This window comes from Serratia sp. CY82433 (assembly GCF_052166535.1).
Classification (GTDB): Bacteria; Pseudomonadota; Gammaproteobacteria; order Enterobacterales; family Enterobacteriaceae; genus Serratia; species Serratia sarumanii.
Genome location: NZ_JBJNOR010000001.1, coordinates 1,958,563 through 1,976,157 on the forward strand (window position 1 = coordinate 1,958,563; position 17,595 = coordinate 1,976,157).

The window sequence follows — 17,595 nt, forward strand, 5'->3', positions numbered from 1 at the left end:
CTGTGCCCACACGGCTTGATAGGAATATTCCCATTCAGTTATCGTTACCCCGCGCTTAAGTCTCTTCCTAAGCGAAATTTGCCTCATTTTATTTTTCTATGGCTTCTCAGCCCGCTGCGGCGGGCATTTACCTGTCAGCAGGTTAGACATCATGATCGATTACACCCTCTATGGCCTCAACAAGCACGATGTTGATGAATACCATAAGCAAATATGCTGCCTGCTTGGCAAAAACGTGCTGCTGGTGCTGACCGCCAACAAGCCGATAACCAAACAGAACCTGCTCGCCAGCCTTATCCAGGAGATAGAAAAACAGCCCGATGATTATTTTCAGCGGTTGCATCGTGCAGCCATAGAAATGATCGGCGTTAACGGACGCTAAGGCGATATACGTAAGGCAGGCATCTACGCCATTATTGCCGCCGCCGCGTGTCGATGATGCTGTTGATTATTAATATCGATAGCGATATCAGCGAAGGGATAGCCTGCCGCAGAATGTCATCTTTTAGTCCGAAAACCCTTTCTGCCCTTGCTGTATTTCGCGCCGGCCGCCTCATCAATCAAACCCGCCACCTCATCGGCATGGAAACCAGCGAGGTCAACGCATTTCCACCGTATGAATCGCCGAATATCCCCTGCGCGACGCCGCCCCAGAATCAGCGTACCAGCACGATAATGGGTTGTGTGCTCATTGCCGACTCCTGCATCTCATAGACTGCGCCGTAGACAGATGAATGGCTCCCCTTAAGGGAGGCGCGTGGCTGCCTTCGACGCCACGCAGTCCCCATTTTTTATAGTCAGCCTCACGGCGTTCAGCAATGGCGACGACGAGTTAGCGTTCCCGGTTTTCCGGCGTCGCCACGGCCTTATCGAAGCGGCTTACGCCGCAAGGGTGGAGAAAAAAACGATTAAAACTAGGATTTTTACCCATGTCGATCTAAAATTTCGCGCAAAAACAAAGAGAAGTAAATTTAGCCCAACGGGAAAAGGAATGAAGTTGTGAAGGAAATGATCTCCATCGTTTTTATGGCATGCCTGCTGGCGCTGCTGTTTTCGTGGCTGTTCGTCTACGGTCTTAACATTCATTAAACCCGCAACGTCCACAATCCCCCTCCCTGGCCGGCTGGCGGCGCATGGTGACAGATGCGCTAAAACCGGCACTTGAAGGGTTCACGTACCGCCAAACCCGACGCCACCTCACCTTAGCCGTCCGTCCGCCAATACATCATTAATTTTTATGAGTCATAACCCCAATCGCGTTCCCCCCTTCACCGGCTCTTTTACTACTTAGGGGAGTCACCTCCAGAAAGAGGGTTTGCCTGACGCGAAATGTTACCGGTAACTATGCTGTTGATTTCTTTTGGTAATAAACGTAAGACCGTTAATAACCCTACGTTCTTTATAGAAATAAATTATGCATTCTTATGGATAAAGGTTTGAATAAACGGCCTTTGGTCATTGATTATCACCCGCCAAGCTCCTAGAATTCGCGCGTAAAAATACAACTGGGATCGGGTTTCATGTCGTCGCTGTGGGTTGCAACGCAATACTGTTATTTTATCGGCCTGTTAGTTTCTATGATTTTCACCTACCTGGTTAGCCGGGACACCGTCAAAATTCGCTGTATCAGCGCGCTGACCATCGGGTTAACCTGGCCGTTAAGCCTGCCGGTGGTGTTGCTGTTTTCGCTGTTCTGACGCCCCCAATACCTCGCGTGGGTTTTTAAACAGGCATGCTAATGAAAAGAGGCCGACCACCGGTGCAGTGGATTTTTGGCGCGGGATAAAAAAACGCCAGCGCAAGGCTGGCATGAAAATTGGAAGCAATGTGAGCAATGTCGTGCCGGATCGGGGGGCACAGAAGGAGACAACCCTTTTCCCCTCACCGGCGATTCAAATGATAATACGTCTCATTATTGAATGTAAAGTCATTTCCCTGCGTAACTCTTCCCCCCTGGAAAAATATCAGCCGCGCGGCGCACGCCAGCGTTGATACAGCCGCCCTGCGCCCCACACCAGCAGCCAGAGAAAAATATTCACCCCCAACCATAACATCAGCAAGTAGAAGAACGTCTGATAACCGGGTATGCCCCGATCGGCTGAAAACGGGTTAAAGTGGAAAAATTTAACGATCGCAAACGGGTTAAGATTGAAACGGTCAAACACGGCCGCCGTCAACAACGGCGGCAACAACGTATAAAACGCCAGGCTGAACAGCAGCAGGATTTTTGTTCCCGAAGTGTTTTTATAATCTTTCATATCAATGCATTACGTCTTCCATTGTGGTGCGAACACCGCCAAGCGTTCACACGCCAATCGACCCCGCAAGCGCAAAAGAGTTCCAGGCAAACGCGGAAATAAAGCCGATCCGGCGTTTAATTGTCATTTAGCGCTCGGGTGATATATACCCTGTGGATTTTAAATTACGATGTCGCCGCGCCGCCTTCAACCGCAGCGTTCGCATGGCATCATCAGGAGGCATTAATGAAACCGGACGCACTCTCTCTGCCGCCGAACCCGAAAAAGCTCAAGGTCATCTACGGCTGGTATATTTACGTGATCTATAGCCTGCTGGTTTTCAACATTTACATGGCGGTCTACAACGTCTGCGTTCGGCATCCGATCGAGGCCCCGCTGCTGTCGCTGTTTCACAGCCTGTTCCTCGCGCTGATGCTGCAGCAGGTGCTCAAGAAGAACGTCGTTTTCGCTTGGGTCTTGCTCAGCTATTTTATTCTGATGCGCCTGTATTACGCCAATGTACTGCATGTAGAGTTCACGCTGGTGAGCCGTGGCCTGGTGCTGCTGATTCTGACGCTGCTGCTTACCGGCGCCGTGGCCGTCGGGCAACTGGCCACGCCGCCGCAGCGGCATGACTGGCTGGCGAGGCTGGGCTGGCGGCAATGGGGAGCGCTCACGGCGCTGGCGGCCATCCTGACGCCGCTGATTACCACCGACTATCTGGGATAAACAGGGGGCTATTAGGGGATGTGCGGTTCGGAAATGTCTACGATACGGCAGATTTTAGTGTAGTTACCCGCCTTCTCACAGATCTTGTCCGTGACGAACATGCCAAGGTAGCCCAGCAGCAGCAAGTAGCCGACCATGCACAGAATAAAGATAAGCGTTCTCACCGATAGCGACCAACCTGACAAGAGTATCCCGAATATCATAACCTGAACGCGGCGCTTTAAAAGGATTTCATGCGCACACAACACAGCCCTCATCGGCGCACGTTCTGTAGTAACATTAAGCCACCACGCAACCGCCGGATACGCCGATGCACCATCTGATGTTAGACATTGAAACCCTGGATATAAAACCCAGCGCCGTCATTCTGGTGGTGGCGGCGGTGTTTTTCGAACCCCGAACCGGGGAGCTGGGCGCCGAATTCGAAGCCGCCGTCAGCAGCCAGAAAGACCAGCCGGGCCGAACCATCAGCCTGGATACGGTCGCCTGGTGGGCGAAACAGTCCGATGAGGCCCGCAAACAGGCCTTCAGCGGCACCGAGAGCCTGAAACGCGTGCTGAGCAGCCTCAGCCGCTTTATCCATATGAACAGCACCGACACGGTGAAAGTCTGGGGCAACGGCAAAGAGTTTGACTGCGCGATCCTCGAACACGCCTTCCAGCAATTGGAAATGCCCTGCCCGTGGAAATTCTGGGATACCCAGGACGTGCGCACGGTGATCACGCTGGCGGAACTGCACGGCTTTAACCCGAAAAAAGCCCGCCCGTTCGAAGGTATGCCGCATCGCGCGCTGGATGATGCTCGCCACCAGGCCCGTTATGTGGCCGATACCGTCTCGGCGCTCTATTACCGCCAAGGGGCGCAGCGCTGACCCGCTTTGCCCCTTTTCATTTGCCGCCAGAGTCTCTACTCTAGCCCTCTTTGTCACTTGGACGTGCCTTTCCTGTTATGCAAAAGTTTCTGTTTATGCTTCTCAGCCTGGTGCTGCTCGGCCCATTAGGCATCGATCTTTACCTGCCGACCATTCCCGCCATTGCCGTCGGCCTGGGCAGCAGCGAAGCGCTGATCCAATCCACCATTTCACTGTTTATTCTGGTGCTTGGCCTCGGCCAGGTCATCGCCGGGCCGCTGGTGGATAACTATGGCCGCAAGCCGGTGGCGCTGGCCGGCATTATCCTCTACATGATCGGCGCCGCGATGGCGGCGCTGGCCACCAGCCCGACGATTTTCATCGCTTCGCGTCTGCTGCAAGGGGTGGCGGTTTGCTGCACCGCCGTCGTCGCCTTCAGCGGCGTGCGCGATCGCCTGAATGGCGACGATGCCGCCCGCGCTTTCGGCTTTCTCAACGGCACGCTGAACATCATCCCTGCGCTGGCGCCGCTGCTCGGCGGCCTGCTCGCCGAAGCCTTCGGCTGGCGCGCCCCCTTCTGGTTCCTGGTCGGCTACGCGCTGCTGGTGTTGGTGCTGATCGCGCTGCGCCTGCCGGAAACTCGCCCTGCCGACACCGTGCCGGTCAAAGGGTTGCCGGTGCGCCAATACGCGCGCATCCTCAGCGATCGCCGTTTCCTCTCCTTTGCGGTGGTGAACTCCGGGGCGATGGGCATGGCGCTGACCTACGTTTCTCTGGCGCCGAACGTGCTGATGGGCACCGCCGGCCTGACCCCGCTGCAATTCTCGCTGGTGTTCGGCGCCAACGGTTTCTGGATCATGCTGGTCAGCTTCTTCGCCAACCGCATCATCCACAAGGTCGGCCGCCCGGTTTGTCTGGCGACCGGCGGCATGTTGATGGGGCTGGGCTGTCTGGGCCTGCTGCTGGGCGTCATGCTACTGCCCGCGACGGCGCAAGCGCACTGGCTGGCGTATATGTTGCCGGTCGCCAGCGCCTGCGCCGGGTTGGCGTTCGTGATGGGCCCGGCCACCAGCTACGCGCTGGAGCCGTATTCCAATGAGGCCGGCGTCGCGTCCGCGCTGGTCGGTTTCGTGCAGATGGCGGGCGGTGCCGCGCTGGGTCTGGTGGCGATGGCGTTGCCGCTGCAACCGAAGCTGTCGCTGGCGCTGGTGATGCTGGCGGGCTGCCTGCTGGCGCTGCACGCGCGGCGGCTCAGCAAGCAGATTAAAGGGCAGATCAGAAAAGTCGCCTGAGCCGCGGCTCAGGCTTCAATGGCGACCGGCACCCGCGCCGCTAACGCCGACAGCAGCTCATAGCCCAACGTTCCTGCCGCCGTGGCCACCTCGTCCACCGGCAGGCGTTTCCCCCACAGCTCCACTTCGGCGCCCAGCTCGACTAGCGGACAGGGCGTCAGATCCACCGCCAGCATATCCATCGATACCGTTCCCAGGGTGCGCGTCAGCACGCCGTCAACCCATACCGGCGTGCCGGTCGGCGCATGACGCGGATAGCCGTCGGCGTAACCGCAGGCCACCACGCCAATACGCTGCGCGCCGGCGGCGCTGTAACGGCCGCCGTAACCCACGCGATCGCCAGACTTCAGCTGCTGAATGCCGATGATCTCGCTGCTCAGCGTCATCGCCGGCTGCAACCCCGTCGCCGCAACGTCATTCCAGCACCCACTCGGCGAAGCGCCATACAGAATGATCCCTGGGCGTACCCAACTGCCGTGGGTCGAAGGATGCCACAGCGTGGCGGCCGAGTTGGCCAGGCAGCGCGGCAGCGGGATATCGGCAGCGGCCGCCTCGATGGTAGCCATCTGCTGGGTCACGCCTTCCGGGCCGTCGGCGGTGGCGAAATGGCTCATCAGCGTAAGCTCGCCGATGTTGGCAATCGCCTGCGCCCTGCGCCACACCTCGTGCAGCCGCTCGGGTGCGAACCCCAGCCGATTCATGCCGCTGTTCACTTTCAGATAGACATTGAGCGGTGCGCTCAGCGTGGCATCGGCGATCGCCGCCAGCTGCCAGTCGCTGTGCACCGCCGTCGTCAGGCGATAACGATCGAGCAACGCCAAATCCTGCGGCTGGAAGAAACCTTCCAGCAGGAGAATCGGCCCTTGCCAACCCGACTCACGCAGCAGCACCGCTTCGGCCAGATCCAGCATGGCGAAGCCGTCGGTTTGCGCCATGCTGCGCCAAACGTGTTTGATGCCGTGGCCATAGGCGTTGGCCTTGACCACCGCCCAGACTTTGGCGCCGGGGGCGAAACGGCGCACCACCTGCAGGTTATTTTCAATTGCGCCAAGATGCATCGTGGCGGTTATCGGACGGGGCATCGCTTCTCCTTGGGGCAGCGTACAGCGGCCACGCGCGCCTGCGCGTGGCCAGGAAAGTCTATGACAGCGTCGACGATTAACGCGCGGGATGCACGTCGTTCAGCGGAACCGCGTGTTGCTGGCGAAAACCGGCGCTGTAACGCGCCACCGCCAGATCATCGGAAGGGATCGCCGGCGTAATGCCGGACATCAGATCGGACAACAACTGCCCGGAACCGCAGGCCATCGTCCAGCCCAACGTGCCATGCCCGGTATTGAGATACAGATTCTTCAGCGAAGTGCGGCCGACAATGGGCGTACCGTCCGGCGTCATCGGCCGCAGGCCGGTCCAGAACGTCGCGTCTTCCACTCTGCCGCCGTTCGGGTAGAGATCGCGCACCACCATCTCCAGCGTTTCGCGCCGTTTTTGCTCCAGCTGCGTATTGAAACCGACGATCTCCGCCATGCCGCCGACGCGGATGCGCTGATCGAAACGGGTGATGGCGATTTTGTACGTCTCGTCCAACACCGTGGAGAACGGCGCCGCCGTTTCATCGGTGATAGGAATGGTCAGCGAATAGCCCTTCAGCGGATAAACCGGGATAGAAACCAGGCCGCGCAGCAGCGCCGTGGAATACGAACCGAACGCCACCACGTAGCTGTCGGCTTTAAACACGTCCTCGCCGCACTGCACGCCGGCGATCTTGTCGCCCTCCACCAGCAGGCGGTCAACGCTGCGGTTGAACAGGAAGGTTACGCCCGCCTGCTGCGCCATTTTCGCCAGCTGCTGCGTAAACAGCTGGCAATCGCCGGTTTCGTCGTTCGGCAGCTGCAGGCCGCCGGTCAGCTTGTGCGCCACCTGTGCCAGCGCCGGCTCGACGCTACCGAGCTGGCCGGCTTCCAGCAATCTGTAAGGCACACCGGCATCTTCCAATACCGCAATGTCTTTCGCTGCGTTTTCGAACTGTTGTTGGGTGCGGAACAGCTGCAGCGTGCCGCCCTGGCGACCTTCGTACTGGATGCCGGTCTCCTGACGCAGCGCCTTGATACAGTCGCGGCTGTATTCCGCCAGGCGCACCATGCGGCCTTTGTTGGTCATGTAGTGTTCGGTGTTGCAGTTTTTCAACATCTGCCACATCCAGCTCAGCTGGAAGCTGCTGCCGTCGAGGCGGATCGCCAACGGCGCATGGCGCTGGAACATCCACTTGATGGCCTTCAACGGCACGCCCGGAGCCGCCCAGGGCGCGGCATAGCCCGGTGAAATCTGCCCGGCGTTCGCCGCGCTGGTTTCCAGTGCCGGACCTGGCTGACGATCGATCACCGTCACCTCATGCCCTGCCTTCGCCAAATACCAGGCACTGGCTACGCCCACCACTCCACTACCTAAAATTACCACTCGCATCGCTGACTCCAGCCCAAGGCTTCACAAAGCATAATCTTCTGCTCACAGGAAATTAACTCAGTGAAAAAATCCGTCCAACAACTTCGTCATCAAACGTGACAATATTCACAATTAATTTATCGTCGATGAGCCGAGCATTTGCAATAGCCGCTCGTAAATAGCGATAAGATGCGGTTTAGAAGGGATTATAGCGTCAGACCGCCGCTGAATCGATAGCAACGCTATCAATGACAGCAGTCAAAAAAGGCGTAATAAGCAACATAGATTTAACAGAATATAAAAACACCAGCCAACATATAAACAGAATAAAAAGCCGATAAAATAAAAAATACCAACATAACAGACAGAATGAATCCCCTCTCCCCGCAGCAGAAAAAACGCGTAAAATTTCGGCAAAAAATTAACCTTGTTTTTACCACTGGAATAAAACAGGCTAATGCCTTAGCCCCGCCCGTTTAGGTTGAACGCGGCAGCACGATATGAACGTTGAAGCCAGAAGCAGATCCTAAAGTTCACATTGTCGCTTTTCTGGAGAACCCCTTATGTTCATCGCCATCTACCGGTTCTCAGTCAAAACCGGGCACGAACACGCCTTTCGCCTGGCCTGGCTTGAGTTGACCCAAGGGATCTATCTGCAGCGCGGCAGCCTTGGCTCGCGCCTGCATCGGGAGGTGGGCGGGAAGTTTATCGGCTATGCGCAGTGGCCAAGCCGAGCCGCATGGGAAAACGCCGGTGATATTCAGTTGGATGAACGCTACCGGCAAGCCCGGGAGCGAATGCGGGCGACCCTGTTGGCGGATGAAACATTATTTGAAATGGCAGTGACGGACGATTACCTGCAAATCAGACCGTTTGACTGAACACAAGCCCACATAAGCGGGCTTGTGGTGACGGGAGCGAGTGGCATCAATGATGCAGCATCTCGTCCACGACTTCTTTGGTCTGCAGTTGGAATGGGTAATAAGTCGGCCAGTTGTCCATTTCTTTCAGCAACGCTTCCTGCGACGTGTTGCCCATAAAGATATGGAAATGTGCCGATTTGCGCGGGCCGATAATATGATCGCTGAACTGCACGAATTTCGGCGCCAGGCTGCCGGCATCCTGGCATTCGAACAGATACCGCACGCCCTTTTTACCGGAAACATAGGTCAAGATCTTGTGCCCGGCGTACTTATACTGACAGGCGCTGGATTGGTCGCCGCGATGAAACTCCATGACGCCGTTTTCAATGCCGATGGTATCCACATCGGTAGCATACCCTTTGCGGTAATACGCCTTTACTTCCGCGAAGGTCTTACTCTTATCCTTTGCCGCTTTCTTCTTGAACACCGGGTCAAGATCCCCATTGAGCAGATAAGGATACACGGATTGCCAGACGCCCTCCCAATCCGCCAAGTTGCGATCTTTGACGTCCTTATCGTCGAACACGCCCGCCTCCGCTTTTTTTTCCACCTCCGTCAGCGGCTTGCCATGTGAATGATGCCCGTGGGCAAACGCCTGCCCGCTGATAAACAGTGCGGCCAGCGCCACCGCCAGTTTGCCAAAATGCCTCGCCAAAATGCGCTCCTTGTCCGTTATTGAGAAAAACAAAAAGTTACAATATAACATAACATTTTTCAATCCCTGTCGCGCAGCAGGCAGTGTGTTGCGCGCCCTTGCCGCAGGGCTATACTCGGAGAGGGAGCCAAGTGCTGAGGCGCTTTCTGCCGGGACGGGCGCCGGATTGACCGCCGCTCGCTCCCTTGCGTACCGGCATTTTTATTTCACTGATTTGCAATGGTTAATTATGACTTGAACTATGCTTGATACAGGGTCTGCCGTTTGAGCAAGACCCGTGAATAATGAGGGTGCGCTGATGACTACTTCAACACATGAAAAGGTCAAGGATGACAAACGTCTGAGCGATGGACCGGACTGGACGTTCGAACTGCTGCAGGTGTATTTGGAGCAGATTGACCGCGTCGCCAAGCATTACCGGCTCGACACCTACCCCCATCAGATCGAGGTGATCACCTCCGAGCAGATGATGGACGCCTATTCGAGCGTCGGCATGCCGATCAACTATACCCATTGGTCCTTCGGCAAGAAATTCATCGAAACCGAACAGCGCTACAAACAGGGCCAGCAAGGGCTGGCGTATGAAATCGTCATCAACTCCAATCCCTGCATCGCCTACCTGATGGAGGAGAACACTATCACCATGCAGGCGCTGGTGATGGCGCACGCCTGCTATGGCCACAACTCGTTCTTCAAGAATAACTATCTGTTCCGCAGTTGGACCGACGCCAGCTCCATCGTCGATTATCTGCTGTTCGCCCGCCACTACATCAGCCAGTGCGAAGAACGCTACGGCGTCGATGAAGTGGAGCGGCTGCTGGACTCCTGCCACGCGCTGATGAACTACGGGGTCGACAGGTACAAACGCCCGCAGAAAATCTCACTGGTGGAAGAGAAAGCGCGCCAGAAAAGCCGCGAAGAGTATCTGCAAAGCCAGGTGAACACGCTGTGGAAGACCCTGCCCCGCGTCGAACGTGAAGAGTCGCCGGAGCAGGCGCGCCGCTATCCGAGCGAGCCGCAGGAAAATATCCTCTATTTTATCGAGAAAAATGCGCCGCTGCTGGAACCTTGGCAGCGTGAGGTGCTGCGCATCGTGCGCAAAGTCAGCCAGTATTTTTATCCGCAAAAACAGACTCAGGTGATGAACGAGGGCTGGGCCACTTTCTGGCACTACACCATCCTCAACCATTTGTACGACGAGGGCCGTGTGACCGAGCGGTTTATGCTGGAGTTTTTGCACAGCCACACCAACGTGGTGTATCAGCCGCCGTACAACAGCCCGTACTATAACGGCATCAACCCTTATGCGCTGGGCTTCGCCATGTTCCAGGACATCAAGCGAATCTGCCAGTCGCCAACCGAAGAAGACCGCTACTGGTTCCCGGACATCGCCGGCAAAGACTGGCTGGACACCTTGCACTTCGCCATGCGCGACTTCAAGGACGAGAGCTTTATCAGCCAGTTCCTGTCGCCCAAAGTGATGCGCGATTTCCGGTTGTTCACCGTGCTGGACGACGATCGCAACAACTATCTGGAAATTGCCGCGATCCACAACGAGGCCGGTTACCGGGCGATCCGCCAGGAGCTGTCGGCGCAATACAACCTGAGCAATCACGAGCCGAACATTCAGATCTGGAACGTGGATCTGCGCGGCGACCGCTCGCTGACGCTGCGCTACATCCCACAGGAACGCGCACCGCTGGATAAGAGCCGCCGCGACGTGTTGAAGCACCTGCATCGCCTGTGGGGCTTCGACGTGATCCTCGAACAGCAAAACGAAGACGGCAGCGTGGAGTTGCTCGATCGCTGCCCGCCGCGGCCGACGCCGCTGTAACCGCCACAACGACGAAGGGCGCCGCATGGCGCCCTTCGTTATTTCATCGACACGCGATTAGCGACGCGCTTCGGTCAGATCGCTCGGCATGGTGCCCTGCATGCTCTGCCAAATCGCCCCGCTGTCTTTACCGTAGTTGCGCACGGTATCCATCACCTGATCGTACAGCTTCTCATGGCACAGCGTGGACAGCTTGCTGTAGAAGGCCAGCGCCAGCTTGCGCGCTTCCGGGTTGGAGAAGTAGTAACGGCCCACGCGGGTATACAGCCCTTTCAGGCCGTTGAAAATCAGGCCGTAGATCGGGTTGCCGGAAGCGAACGCCAAGCCGCGGAAGATCTCGTAATCGAGCAGATTGAAAGCGTCCGCCTGATCTTCCACCTCGGCGGCTTTCGCCAGCACTTCCTGCGCCTGCTCAGGATGATTGCGCACCGCGGCGCGAATAAAGATCGACGCGATATTGGTGCGCACGGACAGCAGGTTATCGATCAGCTGCGGGACGCTTTTGTGATCGAGACGGGCTACGGTCTCAAGGATATTGAGGCCGGACGTTTCCCAGAAATTGTTCACTTTGGTCGGTTTGCCATGCTGAATGGTCAACCAGCCATCGCGGGCCAGACGTTGCAACACTTCACGTAACGTGGTGCGCGTGACGCCAATCAACTCCGAAAGCTCACGCTCCGCGGGCAAAATAGAGCCAGGGGGGAAGCGATTATTCCAAATACTCTCAATAATGTACTCTTCCGCGAAACCGGCAGGACTCTGCGCCTTTATGACCATGTGTTTGACGTTCCGTTGCGACGATAAAATCAGTAAAAGTAATCAGCTCATCATACCAGATCGCGCTGACATGACATAGCGTGAGCGAAAAACAATAAACGAAAGTGTGCATAACGTGGCAAAAAACGAGCAAAAATACCGGCCGGCGGAAATTTGCCGCCGTAAAACAAGCTCCGGTTGCGCCCGCCCCCGCCGCATTGTTAGGGTACGTGCTACGACTGATTTAAGGATGCATAAAGGACAATGGAAACAACCTTGCGCAGCGCTCTGCTCAAAAATTTTCTGGGGCAATCTCCCGACTGGTACAAACTGACCATTCTCATTTTTCTGGCGATCAACCCCCTGGTGTTCTTTTTCGCCAGCCCGTTTATCGCGGGCTGGCTGCTGGTGGTCGAGTTCATCTTTACCCTGGCGATGGCGCTGAAATGCTATCCGCTGCTGCCGGGCGGCCTGCTGGCGCTGGAGGCTGTGGCCATCGGCATGACCAGCCCGGCGCAGGTTTCGCAGGAAATCGAACATAACCTGGAAGTGCTGCTGCTGCTGATCTTTATGGTGGCCGGCATCTACTTTATGAAGCAGCTGCTGCTGTTCGTGTTCACCAAGCTGCTGCTCAATATCCTTTCGAAAACGCTGCTGTCGCTGGCGTTCTGCCTGGCCGCCGCCTTACTTTCCGCCTTCCTCGACGCGCTGACGGTCGTGGCGGTAGTGATCAGCGTGGCCACCGGCTTTTATTCCATCTATCACAACGTGACCTCGAATCGCCCCGATGGCGACATCGGCGATGACAGCGATTTCGCCGGTGAAGAGCGTAAACAGACGCTGGAGCAATTCCGCGCCTTTCTGCGCAGCCTGCTGATGCACGCCGGCGTCGGCACCGCGCTCGGCGGGGTCATGACCATGGTGGGCGAGCCGCAGAACCTAATCATCGCCAAAAACGCGGGCTGGGGCTTTATCGATTTCTTCCTGCGTATGGCGCCGGTCACGCTGCCGGTGTTGGTGTGCGGCCTGCTGGTTTGTTGGCTGGTAGAACGTTTTCGCCTGTTTGGCTATGGCGCGCAGTTGCCGGAGGCGGTGCGCGACGTGCTGAAAGAGTATGACCGCAAGGCCACCGCGGGCCGCAGCAAGCAAGAACGGCTCAAACTGGTGATGCAGGCGCTGATCGGCGTTTGGCTGGTGCTGGCGCTGGCCTTCCACCTGGCGGAAGTGGGGCTGATCGGCCTGTCGGTGATCGTGCTCGCCACCTCCCTGTGCGGCGTGAACGATGAGCACGCCATCGGCAAAGCGTTCCAGGAAGCGCTGCCGTTCACCGCTCTGCTGACGGTGTTTTTCACCGTGGTCGCGGTGATCATCGAACAGCACCTGTTCAGCCCGGTGATCCAGTTCGTGCTGCGCGCCGAGCCCGCCTCTCAGCTTTCGCTGTTCTATCTGTTCAACGGCCTGCTGTCGTCGGTTTCCGACAACGTGTTCGTCGGCACGGTTTACATTAACGAGGCGCGCACCGCGCTGGAAACCGGCGCTATCGGGCTGAAGCAGTTCGAGCTGCTGGCGGTCGCCATCAATACCGGCACCAACCTGCCATCGGTTGCCACCCCTAACGGGCAGGCGGCGTTTCTGTTCCTGCTGACGTCGGCATTGGCGCCGCTGGTGCGTCTGTCGTATGGCCGCATGGTGTGGATGGCCCTGCCTTATACGGTGGTGCTGACGGTGGTTGGCTTGCTGTGCGTCCAGTTCACGCTGGAACCGGCGACCGAGCTGTTGACCCAGTGGCATTGGCTGACGCTGCCGCCCGTCGACGCCGTCGGCCACTGAGACGGTGCCGGCAGGGTGAACCGACTATTTTTACGCTGAATCCAGCCCAGGAGGCTGGCAGCGAGGAGGAATTGGTTTACACTGCCGGTTCAATTGCTTACTGCATGGAAGAATCTAGATATGTTGCAATTCTTTAACCGCTGTTCACAAGGACGCGGCGCCTGGCTGCTAATGGCCCTGACAGCGTTGGTGTTGGAACTGGTCGCGCTCTATTTTCAGCACGTTATGCTGCTGCAGCCGTGCGTGATGTGCATTTATGAGCGTTGTGCGCTGTTCGGCATTCTCGGCGCCTCGCTGGTGGGCGCCATCGCGCCGAAAACCCCGCTGCGCTACGCGGCGATCTTGCTGTGGATCTACAGCGCCTGGGAAGGCCTCCAGCTGGCGTGGAAGCACACCATGATCCAGTTGCACCCTTCCCCGTTCAATACCTGCGACTTCTTCGTGAGCTTCCCTTCGTGGCTGCCGCTGGACAAATGGCTGCCGGCGGTGTTCCACGCTTCCGGCGACTGCTCCGTGCGCCAATGGCAATTCCTGACGCTGGAAATGCCACAGTGGCTGGTCGGCATCTTCGGCGCCTATCTGCTGGTGGCGCTGATTGTGCTGATCGCACAATTTGTTCGCCCACGTCGCCGCGATCTGTTCGGCCGCTGATCGGCTGACAAACAAACAACGGCGCCGAAAGGCGCCGTTTTTTTAGGTATTGCTGTCACATTCCGAGATAAAACCCTCTCAGGTATGTGTAAGGAAGTAAACGAGCACGATCAGCGCTCCAGCCACGGCAAACAGACGGACCATTTTCATTGTTATACTCTCGAACTTGCGGGAGAGCGGCCAAATTACCCAACTTATCGTTTGAAAAGAAGCATCCTGGCGCGGTTAAGCGCGTAATTTACATAACATTAAACTTCTGCGACGCCGGCGGGTAAAAACAGGCTGCGCCAGCGCGGCTCTCCCTACCTACAGGCATCAATAAATTACCGTTACTAATGAACGACTGCACCTTTGTCACATTCAGAGCACAATATTTTGGTGAAGTTTACCCATAAAATCCTTATAGTATCGGCAAAGTGAGTACTACCGATTTCCCTGGTGTTGTTGTGTGTCTTGCCCCTCATCTTTGCAGGGGCTTTTTTCCCCCTACCTCCTATTACGCAAGCCCCTATCATCCTTGAATCAAATGTTGAAATTTCCCTCTGTCCGGCCTAGAGCGTCAACGCCATTCGCACGCCAATGATTAAATAATGCAAGAGGGCGGCATGTCTGAACACGCCGCCCTCTTGCATGAAGCCCCATTTTGCCCTGCAGGCGCCCGCCTTTATCTGGCCCAGTCCGGCTTGTTGAGGATATGGTCCTGCCAGTCCACCACTTCGCTCTCGCGCACCGCGATATGCCGTACCGTGATGCGCTCGCCGTGCATCGCCGCCTTGGAGCCGCTCAGCAGCGGATGCCAGGGGAACAGCGGCTTGCCTTCGCCGATCAGGCGATAGGCGCAGGTCGGCGGCAACCAATCGAAGGTGGTGAGGTTCTCGCGCGTCAGTTTGATGCAGTCTTCTTCCAGCTCGAAGCGCCGCTCGTAGTTGCGGCATTGGCAGGATTTGATGTTGAGCTGGTTGCAGGCTACGTTGGTAAAATAAATCTCGTCGGTATCTTCGTCGATCAGCTTATTCAAACAGCATTGCCCGCACCCGTCGCACAGCGATTCCCACTCTTGTTCTGACATTTCCGCCAGCGTTTTCTGTTGCCAAAAAGCGAGTTGTGACATGTTAGCGTCCGGTTTCGGTAAATGGATAAGTCACCTGCGCACAGGTTCGAGGGGGGACTATATAGACATTTTAGCCGCAAGATGCAAGCTTTGCCGCCGACGGCGCCGGCGGCGAGAGATCAGATCACGCGGGTGCTGAGCATTTTGCCGTTCAGGCTGATTTTCAGCATGTCGCCGGAGGCCATCGGGCCTACGCCCTGCGGCGTGCCGGTCAGGATGATGTCGCCGGCGCGCAGCGTGAAGAAACGGCTCATGTAACTGATAAGCGGCAGGATCGGCGTGATCATGTCACGCGTATTGCCCTGCTGGCGCAGTTGATCGTTGACGGTCAATGACAGCTCGGCGTTTTGCGGATCGCCAAATTCCGCCACCGGGATAAACCCCGACATCGGGCAGGAACCGTCGAAAGCCTTGGCCTTCTCCCACGGCTGACCGGCCTTTTTAAAACCCGCCTGCAGATCGCGCAGCGTCAGATCGAGCGCCACGCCGTAGCCGGCGATCGCCCGCGCAACGCGGTCTTCGTTGGCCTGTTTCAACGGCGTGCCGATCAATACCGCCAGCTCCACCTCATGGTGCACCGCACCGAACTCTTTGGGGATAGCCACCGGCTGGCGAATATCGCACAGCGCCGTTTCCGGTTTGATGAACACCACCGGCTCGACGGAAACCGCACTGCCCATTTCCTTGATGTGATCGGCGTAGTTGCTGCCGACACAAACCACCTTGTTCACCGGAAAATCGAGCAGCGAACCCTGCCAGTCTCTATGTTGATACATACCGCTTCTCCCAAACTGTGGAGGCTTGGCGCGCCAAGCCGATTATTGGTGTGCCGGTTCAATGCCCGATCGCGTCCGCCATCATACCCACGGCGATGGCGAAATAGTAAGAGCGATTCCAGTGCATGAGGGTGCGGAAATTATCATAGACCAGGAACGTCCGCCCCTGGAGATCATCCGGCGCGATGATCCAACCGCGCTGGACGGCATGCGGCAATGCACTGCCATCCGCACGACGCACCCCGCGCTGTTGCCAGGCGTTGACGCTGCGCGCCTGCGCGTCTTTCAACCCCAGCTCGGATCGCTTGAAACCGGCGGGCAGTTTAACCTCGCGCCCCCAGCCGATACCGGGCTGCCAGCCCTCTTTGGACAAATAACTGGCCGTAGACGCAAAGACGTCATCAATGTTATTCCAGATATCGATGCGCCCGTCACCGTCGCCGTCCGCCGCGTAGCGCAAGAAGGAGCTCGGCATAAACTGGCATTGCCCCATCGCGCCGGCCCAGGAGCCTTTCAGCGGCGTATCGCCGACGTGCCCCTGCTCGACTATCCGCAGTGCCGCCATCAGCTCCTGGCTGAAAAAGGCCTCGCGGCGCCCTTCAAACGCCAGCGTCGCCAGCGCGGACACCACATCTTCCTGCCCCTGAATCTTGCCGTAGGCGCTCTCCATGCCCCACAGCGCAATGATATAGCGCCCCGGCACCCGGTAGCGCTCGCTGGCGCGCGCCCATTGCGCCTGGCGCTGCCGATACAGTTCGCGCCCTTGACGCACCTTAACGGGCGACATCACCCGCCGCAGGTAGTCGTCCAGGGTGACCTTTTGCTCCGGCTGATTGCGATCGGCCTTGATCACCCGATCGACGAAATGGATTTGCGCAAAAGCGCGGTCAAGGGTGCCCTGGCTGATGCCCTGCTCCCGCGCCCGGCGCTTGAGCTGCTCGACATACGCCGGGAACTGCGCCGGATCGCGGCCGCTCGCCGCCAGCGTCGTCTCCTGAGCCGCCTGCGGCGCGCCGGGCATCAGCACACCGCCCAGCGCCAGCCAGGCGGCCAATACGGTTCTTCTCGCCGAACGTGTCATCGCGCCTCCCTTGCCCGTGGCGACTATCTCAGGCCTTGTCGCCCGCCAGATGCTGATTGAGCAGGTTTTCAACCGGCGGCGGGAACTGCAGGTAATAGCCTTCGTCTTTCAACGCCTGCTTCACCTTTTCGATATCCGCCGAGGCCAATTTCTTGCGCTCATCGAGCGAAAGCATCATGGCGAATTGCGGCACGCCGAAACTTTTCATCAGATCCTCTGGCACACGAGAGAAATCGTCTTTTTTTTCGACATAAAGATAAGTTTGATCGCGTTTCGGGCTTCTATAGATCACACAAAGCATTTTTTTAACTCTATTTAATTGAGGGAGCGTCTTGCCTGGATATAACTCTGACTATAACATGCTTATAGTACATCGGAATATCGCACCCCGAGTGGTATTCCGGGGATTTAAAGTTGCTGAGACTGAG

The 17,595-nt window shown here is 57.2% G+C and carries 21 protein-coding genes; 11 read left to right on the forward strand and 10 right to left on the reverse strand.

What is annotated here, in order from left to right; genetic code table 11:
* Positions 1-151 precede the first annotated feature (151 nt).
* From ACJ8PI_RS09485 to ACJ8PI_RS09500, 4 genes are all read left to right on the forward strand, one after another.
* Entirely contained in the window at positions 152-382 is a 231-nt protein-coding gene (locus ACJ8PI_RS09485) for a hypothetical protein (protein WP_004932237.1), read from the forward strand.
* A 53-nt stretch (positions 383-435) separates the two neighbouring features.
* The gene (locus ACJ8PI_RS09490) at positions 436-714 is read left to right on the forward strand and encodes a hypothetical protein (protein ID WP_085286280.1); all 279 of its coding nucleotides are present in this window, start codon (positions 436-438) and stop codon (positions 712-714) included.
* Between the two features lie 43 nt (positions 715-757).
* Positions 758-1,003, forward strand: a complete 246-nt coding sequence (locus ACJ8PI_RS09495) for a hypothetical protein (RefSeq protein ID WP_060427429.1) — start codon at positions 758-760, stop codon at positions 1,001-1,003.
* Between the two features lie 517 nt (positions 1,004-1,520).
* Positions 1,521-1,697, forward strand: coding sequence for a GhoT/OrtT family toxin (locus ACJ8PI_RS09500; protein WP_033634815.1), 177 nt, complete (start codon positions 1,521-1,523; stop codon positions 1,695-1,697).
* A gap of 267 nt (positions 1,698-1,964) precedes the next feature.
* Here the strand turns inward: ACJ8PI_RS09500 and ACJ8PI_RS09505 are convergent, their stop codons facing one another.
* Positions 1,965-2,258, reverse strand: coding sequence for a hypothetical protein (locus tag ACJ8PI_RS09505; RefSeq protein ID WP_033634816.1), 294 nt, complete (start codon positions 2,256-2,258; stop codon positions 1,965-1,967).
* A gap of 225 nt (positions 2,259-2,483) precedes the next feature.
* Between ACJ8PI_RS09505 and ACJ8PI_RS09510 the strand changes: the two genes are divergently transcribed.
* Positions 2,484-2,966, forward strand: coding sequence for a hypothetical protein (locus tag ACJ8PI_RS09510; protein WP_033654383.1), 483 nt, complete (start codon positions 2,484-2,486; stop codon positions 2,964-2,966).
* An 11-nt stretch (positions 2,967-2,977) separates the two neighbouring features.
* Here ACJ8PI_RS09510 and ACJ8PI_RS09515 read toward each other — a convergent pair whose 3' ends face one another.
* Entirely contained in the window at positions 2,978-3,130 is a 153-nt protein-coding gene (locus tag ACJ8PI_RS09515) for a hypothetical protein (RefSeq protein WP_223479875.1), read from the reverse strand.
* Between the two features lie 146 nt (positions 3,131-3,276).
* Between ACJ8PI_RS09515 and ACJ8PI_RS09520 the strand changes: the two genes are divergently transcribed.
* Both ACJ8PI_RS09520 and ACJ8PI_RS09525 read left to right on the forward strand, forming a co-directional pair.
* A complete protein-coding gene (locus tag ACJ8PI_RS09520; RefSeq protein ID WP_164134413.1) occupies positions 3,277-3,837 on the forward strand; it encodes a 3'-5' exonuclease in 561 nt (186 codons plus the stop codon).
* 77 nt (positions 3,838-3,914) lie between these two features.
* The gene (locus tag ACJ8PI_RS09525; RefSeq protein WP_033647617.1) at positions 3,915-5,108 is read left to right on the forward strand and encodes a multidrug effflux MFS transporter; all 1,194 of its coding nucleotides are present in this window, start codon (positions 3,915-3,917) and stop codon (positions 5,106-5,108) included.
* Between the two features lie 8 nt (positions 5,109-5,116).
* On the opposite strand, the gene dadX is transcribed toward ACJ8PI_RS09525, so the two are convergent.
* Together dadX and ACJ8PI_RS09535 are read right to left on the reverse strand one after the other, a co-directional pair.
* Positions 5,117-6,190, reverse strand: coding sequence for a catabolic alanine racemase DadX (gene dadX, locus ACJ8PI_RS09530; protein ID WP_049212907.1), 1,074 nt, complete (start codon positions 6,188-6,190; stop codon positions 5,117-5,119).
* A 76-nt stretch (positions 6,191-6,266) separates the two neighbouring features.
* Positions 6,267-7,571 carry a D-amino acid dehydrogenase gene (locus ACJ8PI_RS09535; RefSeq protein ID WP_049232766.1) on the reverse strand — a complete coding sequence of 435 codons (1,305 nt, stop codon included), beginning with the start codon at positions 7,569-7,571 and terminating at the stop codon, positions 6,267-6,269.
* A 542-nt stretch (positions 7,572-8,113) separates the two neighbouring features.
* On the opposite strand from ACJ8PI_RS09535, the gene ACJ8PI_RS09540 reads away from it, so the two are divergent.
* Positions 8,114-8,431 carry an antibiotic biosynthesis monooxygenase family protein gene (locus ACJ8PI_RS09540; RefSeq protein ID WP_041035447.1) on the forward strand — a complete coding sequence of 106 codons (318 nt, stop codon included), beginning with the start codon at positions 8,114-8,116 and terminating at the stop codon, positions 8,429-8,431.
* 46 nt (positions 8,432-8,477) lie between these two features.
* On the opposite strand, the gene zinT is transcribed toward ACJ8PI_RS09540, so the two are convergent.
* Positions 8,478-9,128 (reverse strand): metal-binding protein ZinT, encoded by a 651-nt coding sequence (zinT, locus tag ACJ8PI_RS09545; protein WP_033647622.1) that lies wholly within the window; start codon positions 9,126-9,128, stop codon positions 8,478-8,480.
* A gap of 298 nt (positions 9,129-9,426) precedes the next feature.
* On the opposite strand from zinT, the gene ACJ8PI_RS09550 reads away from it, so the two are divergent.
* Positions 9,427-10,962, forward strand: a complete 1,536-nt coding sequence (locus ACJ8PI_RS09550) for a SpoVR family protein (protein ID WP_004932268.1) — start codon at positions 9,427-9,429, stop codon at positions 10,960-10,962.
* Between the two features lie 57 nt (positions 10,963-11,019).
* Here ACJ8PI_RS09550 and fadR read toward each other — a convergent pair whose 3' ends face one another.
* A complete protein-coding gene (gene fadR / locus ACJ8PI_RS09555) occupies positions 11,020-11,739 on the reverse strand; it encodes a fatty acid metabolism transcriptional regulator FadR (protein ID WP_033634827.1) in 720 nt (239 codons plus the stop codon).
* A gap of 243 nt (positions 11,740-11,982) precedes the next feature.
* On the opposite strand from fadR, the gene nhaB reads away from it, so the two are divergent.
* Positions 11,983-13,548 (forward strand): sodium/proton antiporter NhaB, encoded by a 1,566-nt coding sequence (nhaB, locus tag ACJ8PI_RS09560; protein ID WP_164134412.1) that lies wholly within the window; start codon positions 11,983-11,985, stop codon positions 13,546-13,548.
* A 120-nt stretch (positions 13,549-13,668) separates the two neighbouring features.
* Positions 13,669-14,199 (forward strand): disulfide bond formation protein DsbB, encoded by a 531-nt coding sequence (dsbB, locus tag ACJ8PI_RS09565; protein WP_033634829.1) that lies wholly within the window; start codon positions 13,669-13,671, stop codon positions 14,197-14,199.
* A gap of 664 nt (positions 14,200-14,863) precedes the next feature.
* Here dsbB and ACJ8PI_RS09570 read toward each other — a convergent pair.
* The 4 genes from ACJ8PI_RS09570 to ACJ8PI_RS09585 form a co-directional block, all read right to left on the reverse strand.
* A complete protein-coding gene (locus tag ACJ8PI_RS09570) occupies positions 14,864-15,310 on the reverse strand; it encodes a YcgN family cysteine cluster protein (protein WP_025159803.1) in 447 nt (148 codons plus the stop codon).
* 119 nt (positions 15,311-15,429) lie between these two features.
* Entirely contained in the window at positions 15,430-16,086 is a 657-nt protein-coding gene (locus ACJ8PI_RS09575) for a fumarylacetoacetate hydrolase family protein (protein ID WP_033634830.1), read from the reverse strand.
* Positions 16,087-16,144: 58 nt separating this feature from the next.
* On the reverse strand, positions 16,145-17,167 hold the full coding sequence (locus tag ACJ8PI_RS09580) for a lytic murein transglycosylase (protein ID WP_164134371.1): 1,023 nt from the start codon (positions 17,165-17,167) through the stop codon (positions 16,145-16,147).
* Between the two features lie 28 nt (positions 17,168-17,195).
* A complete protein-coding gene (locus ACJ8PI_RS09585) occupies positions 17,196-17,468 on the reverse strand; it encodes a YcgL domain-containing protein (RefSeq protein ID WP_033634832.1) in 273 nt (90 codons plus the stop codon).
* Positions 17,469-17,595: the final 127 nt, after the last annotated feature.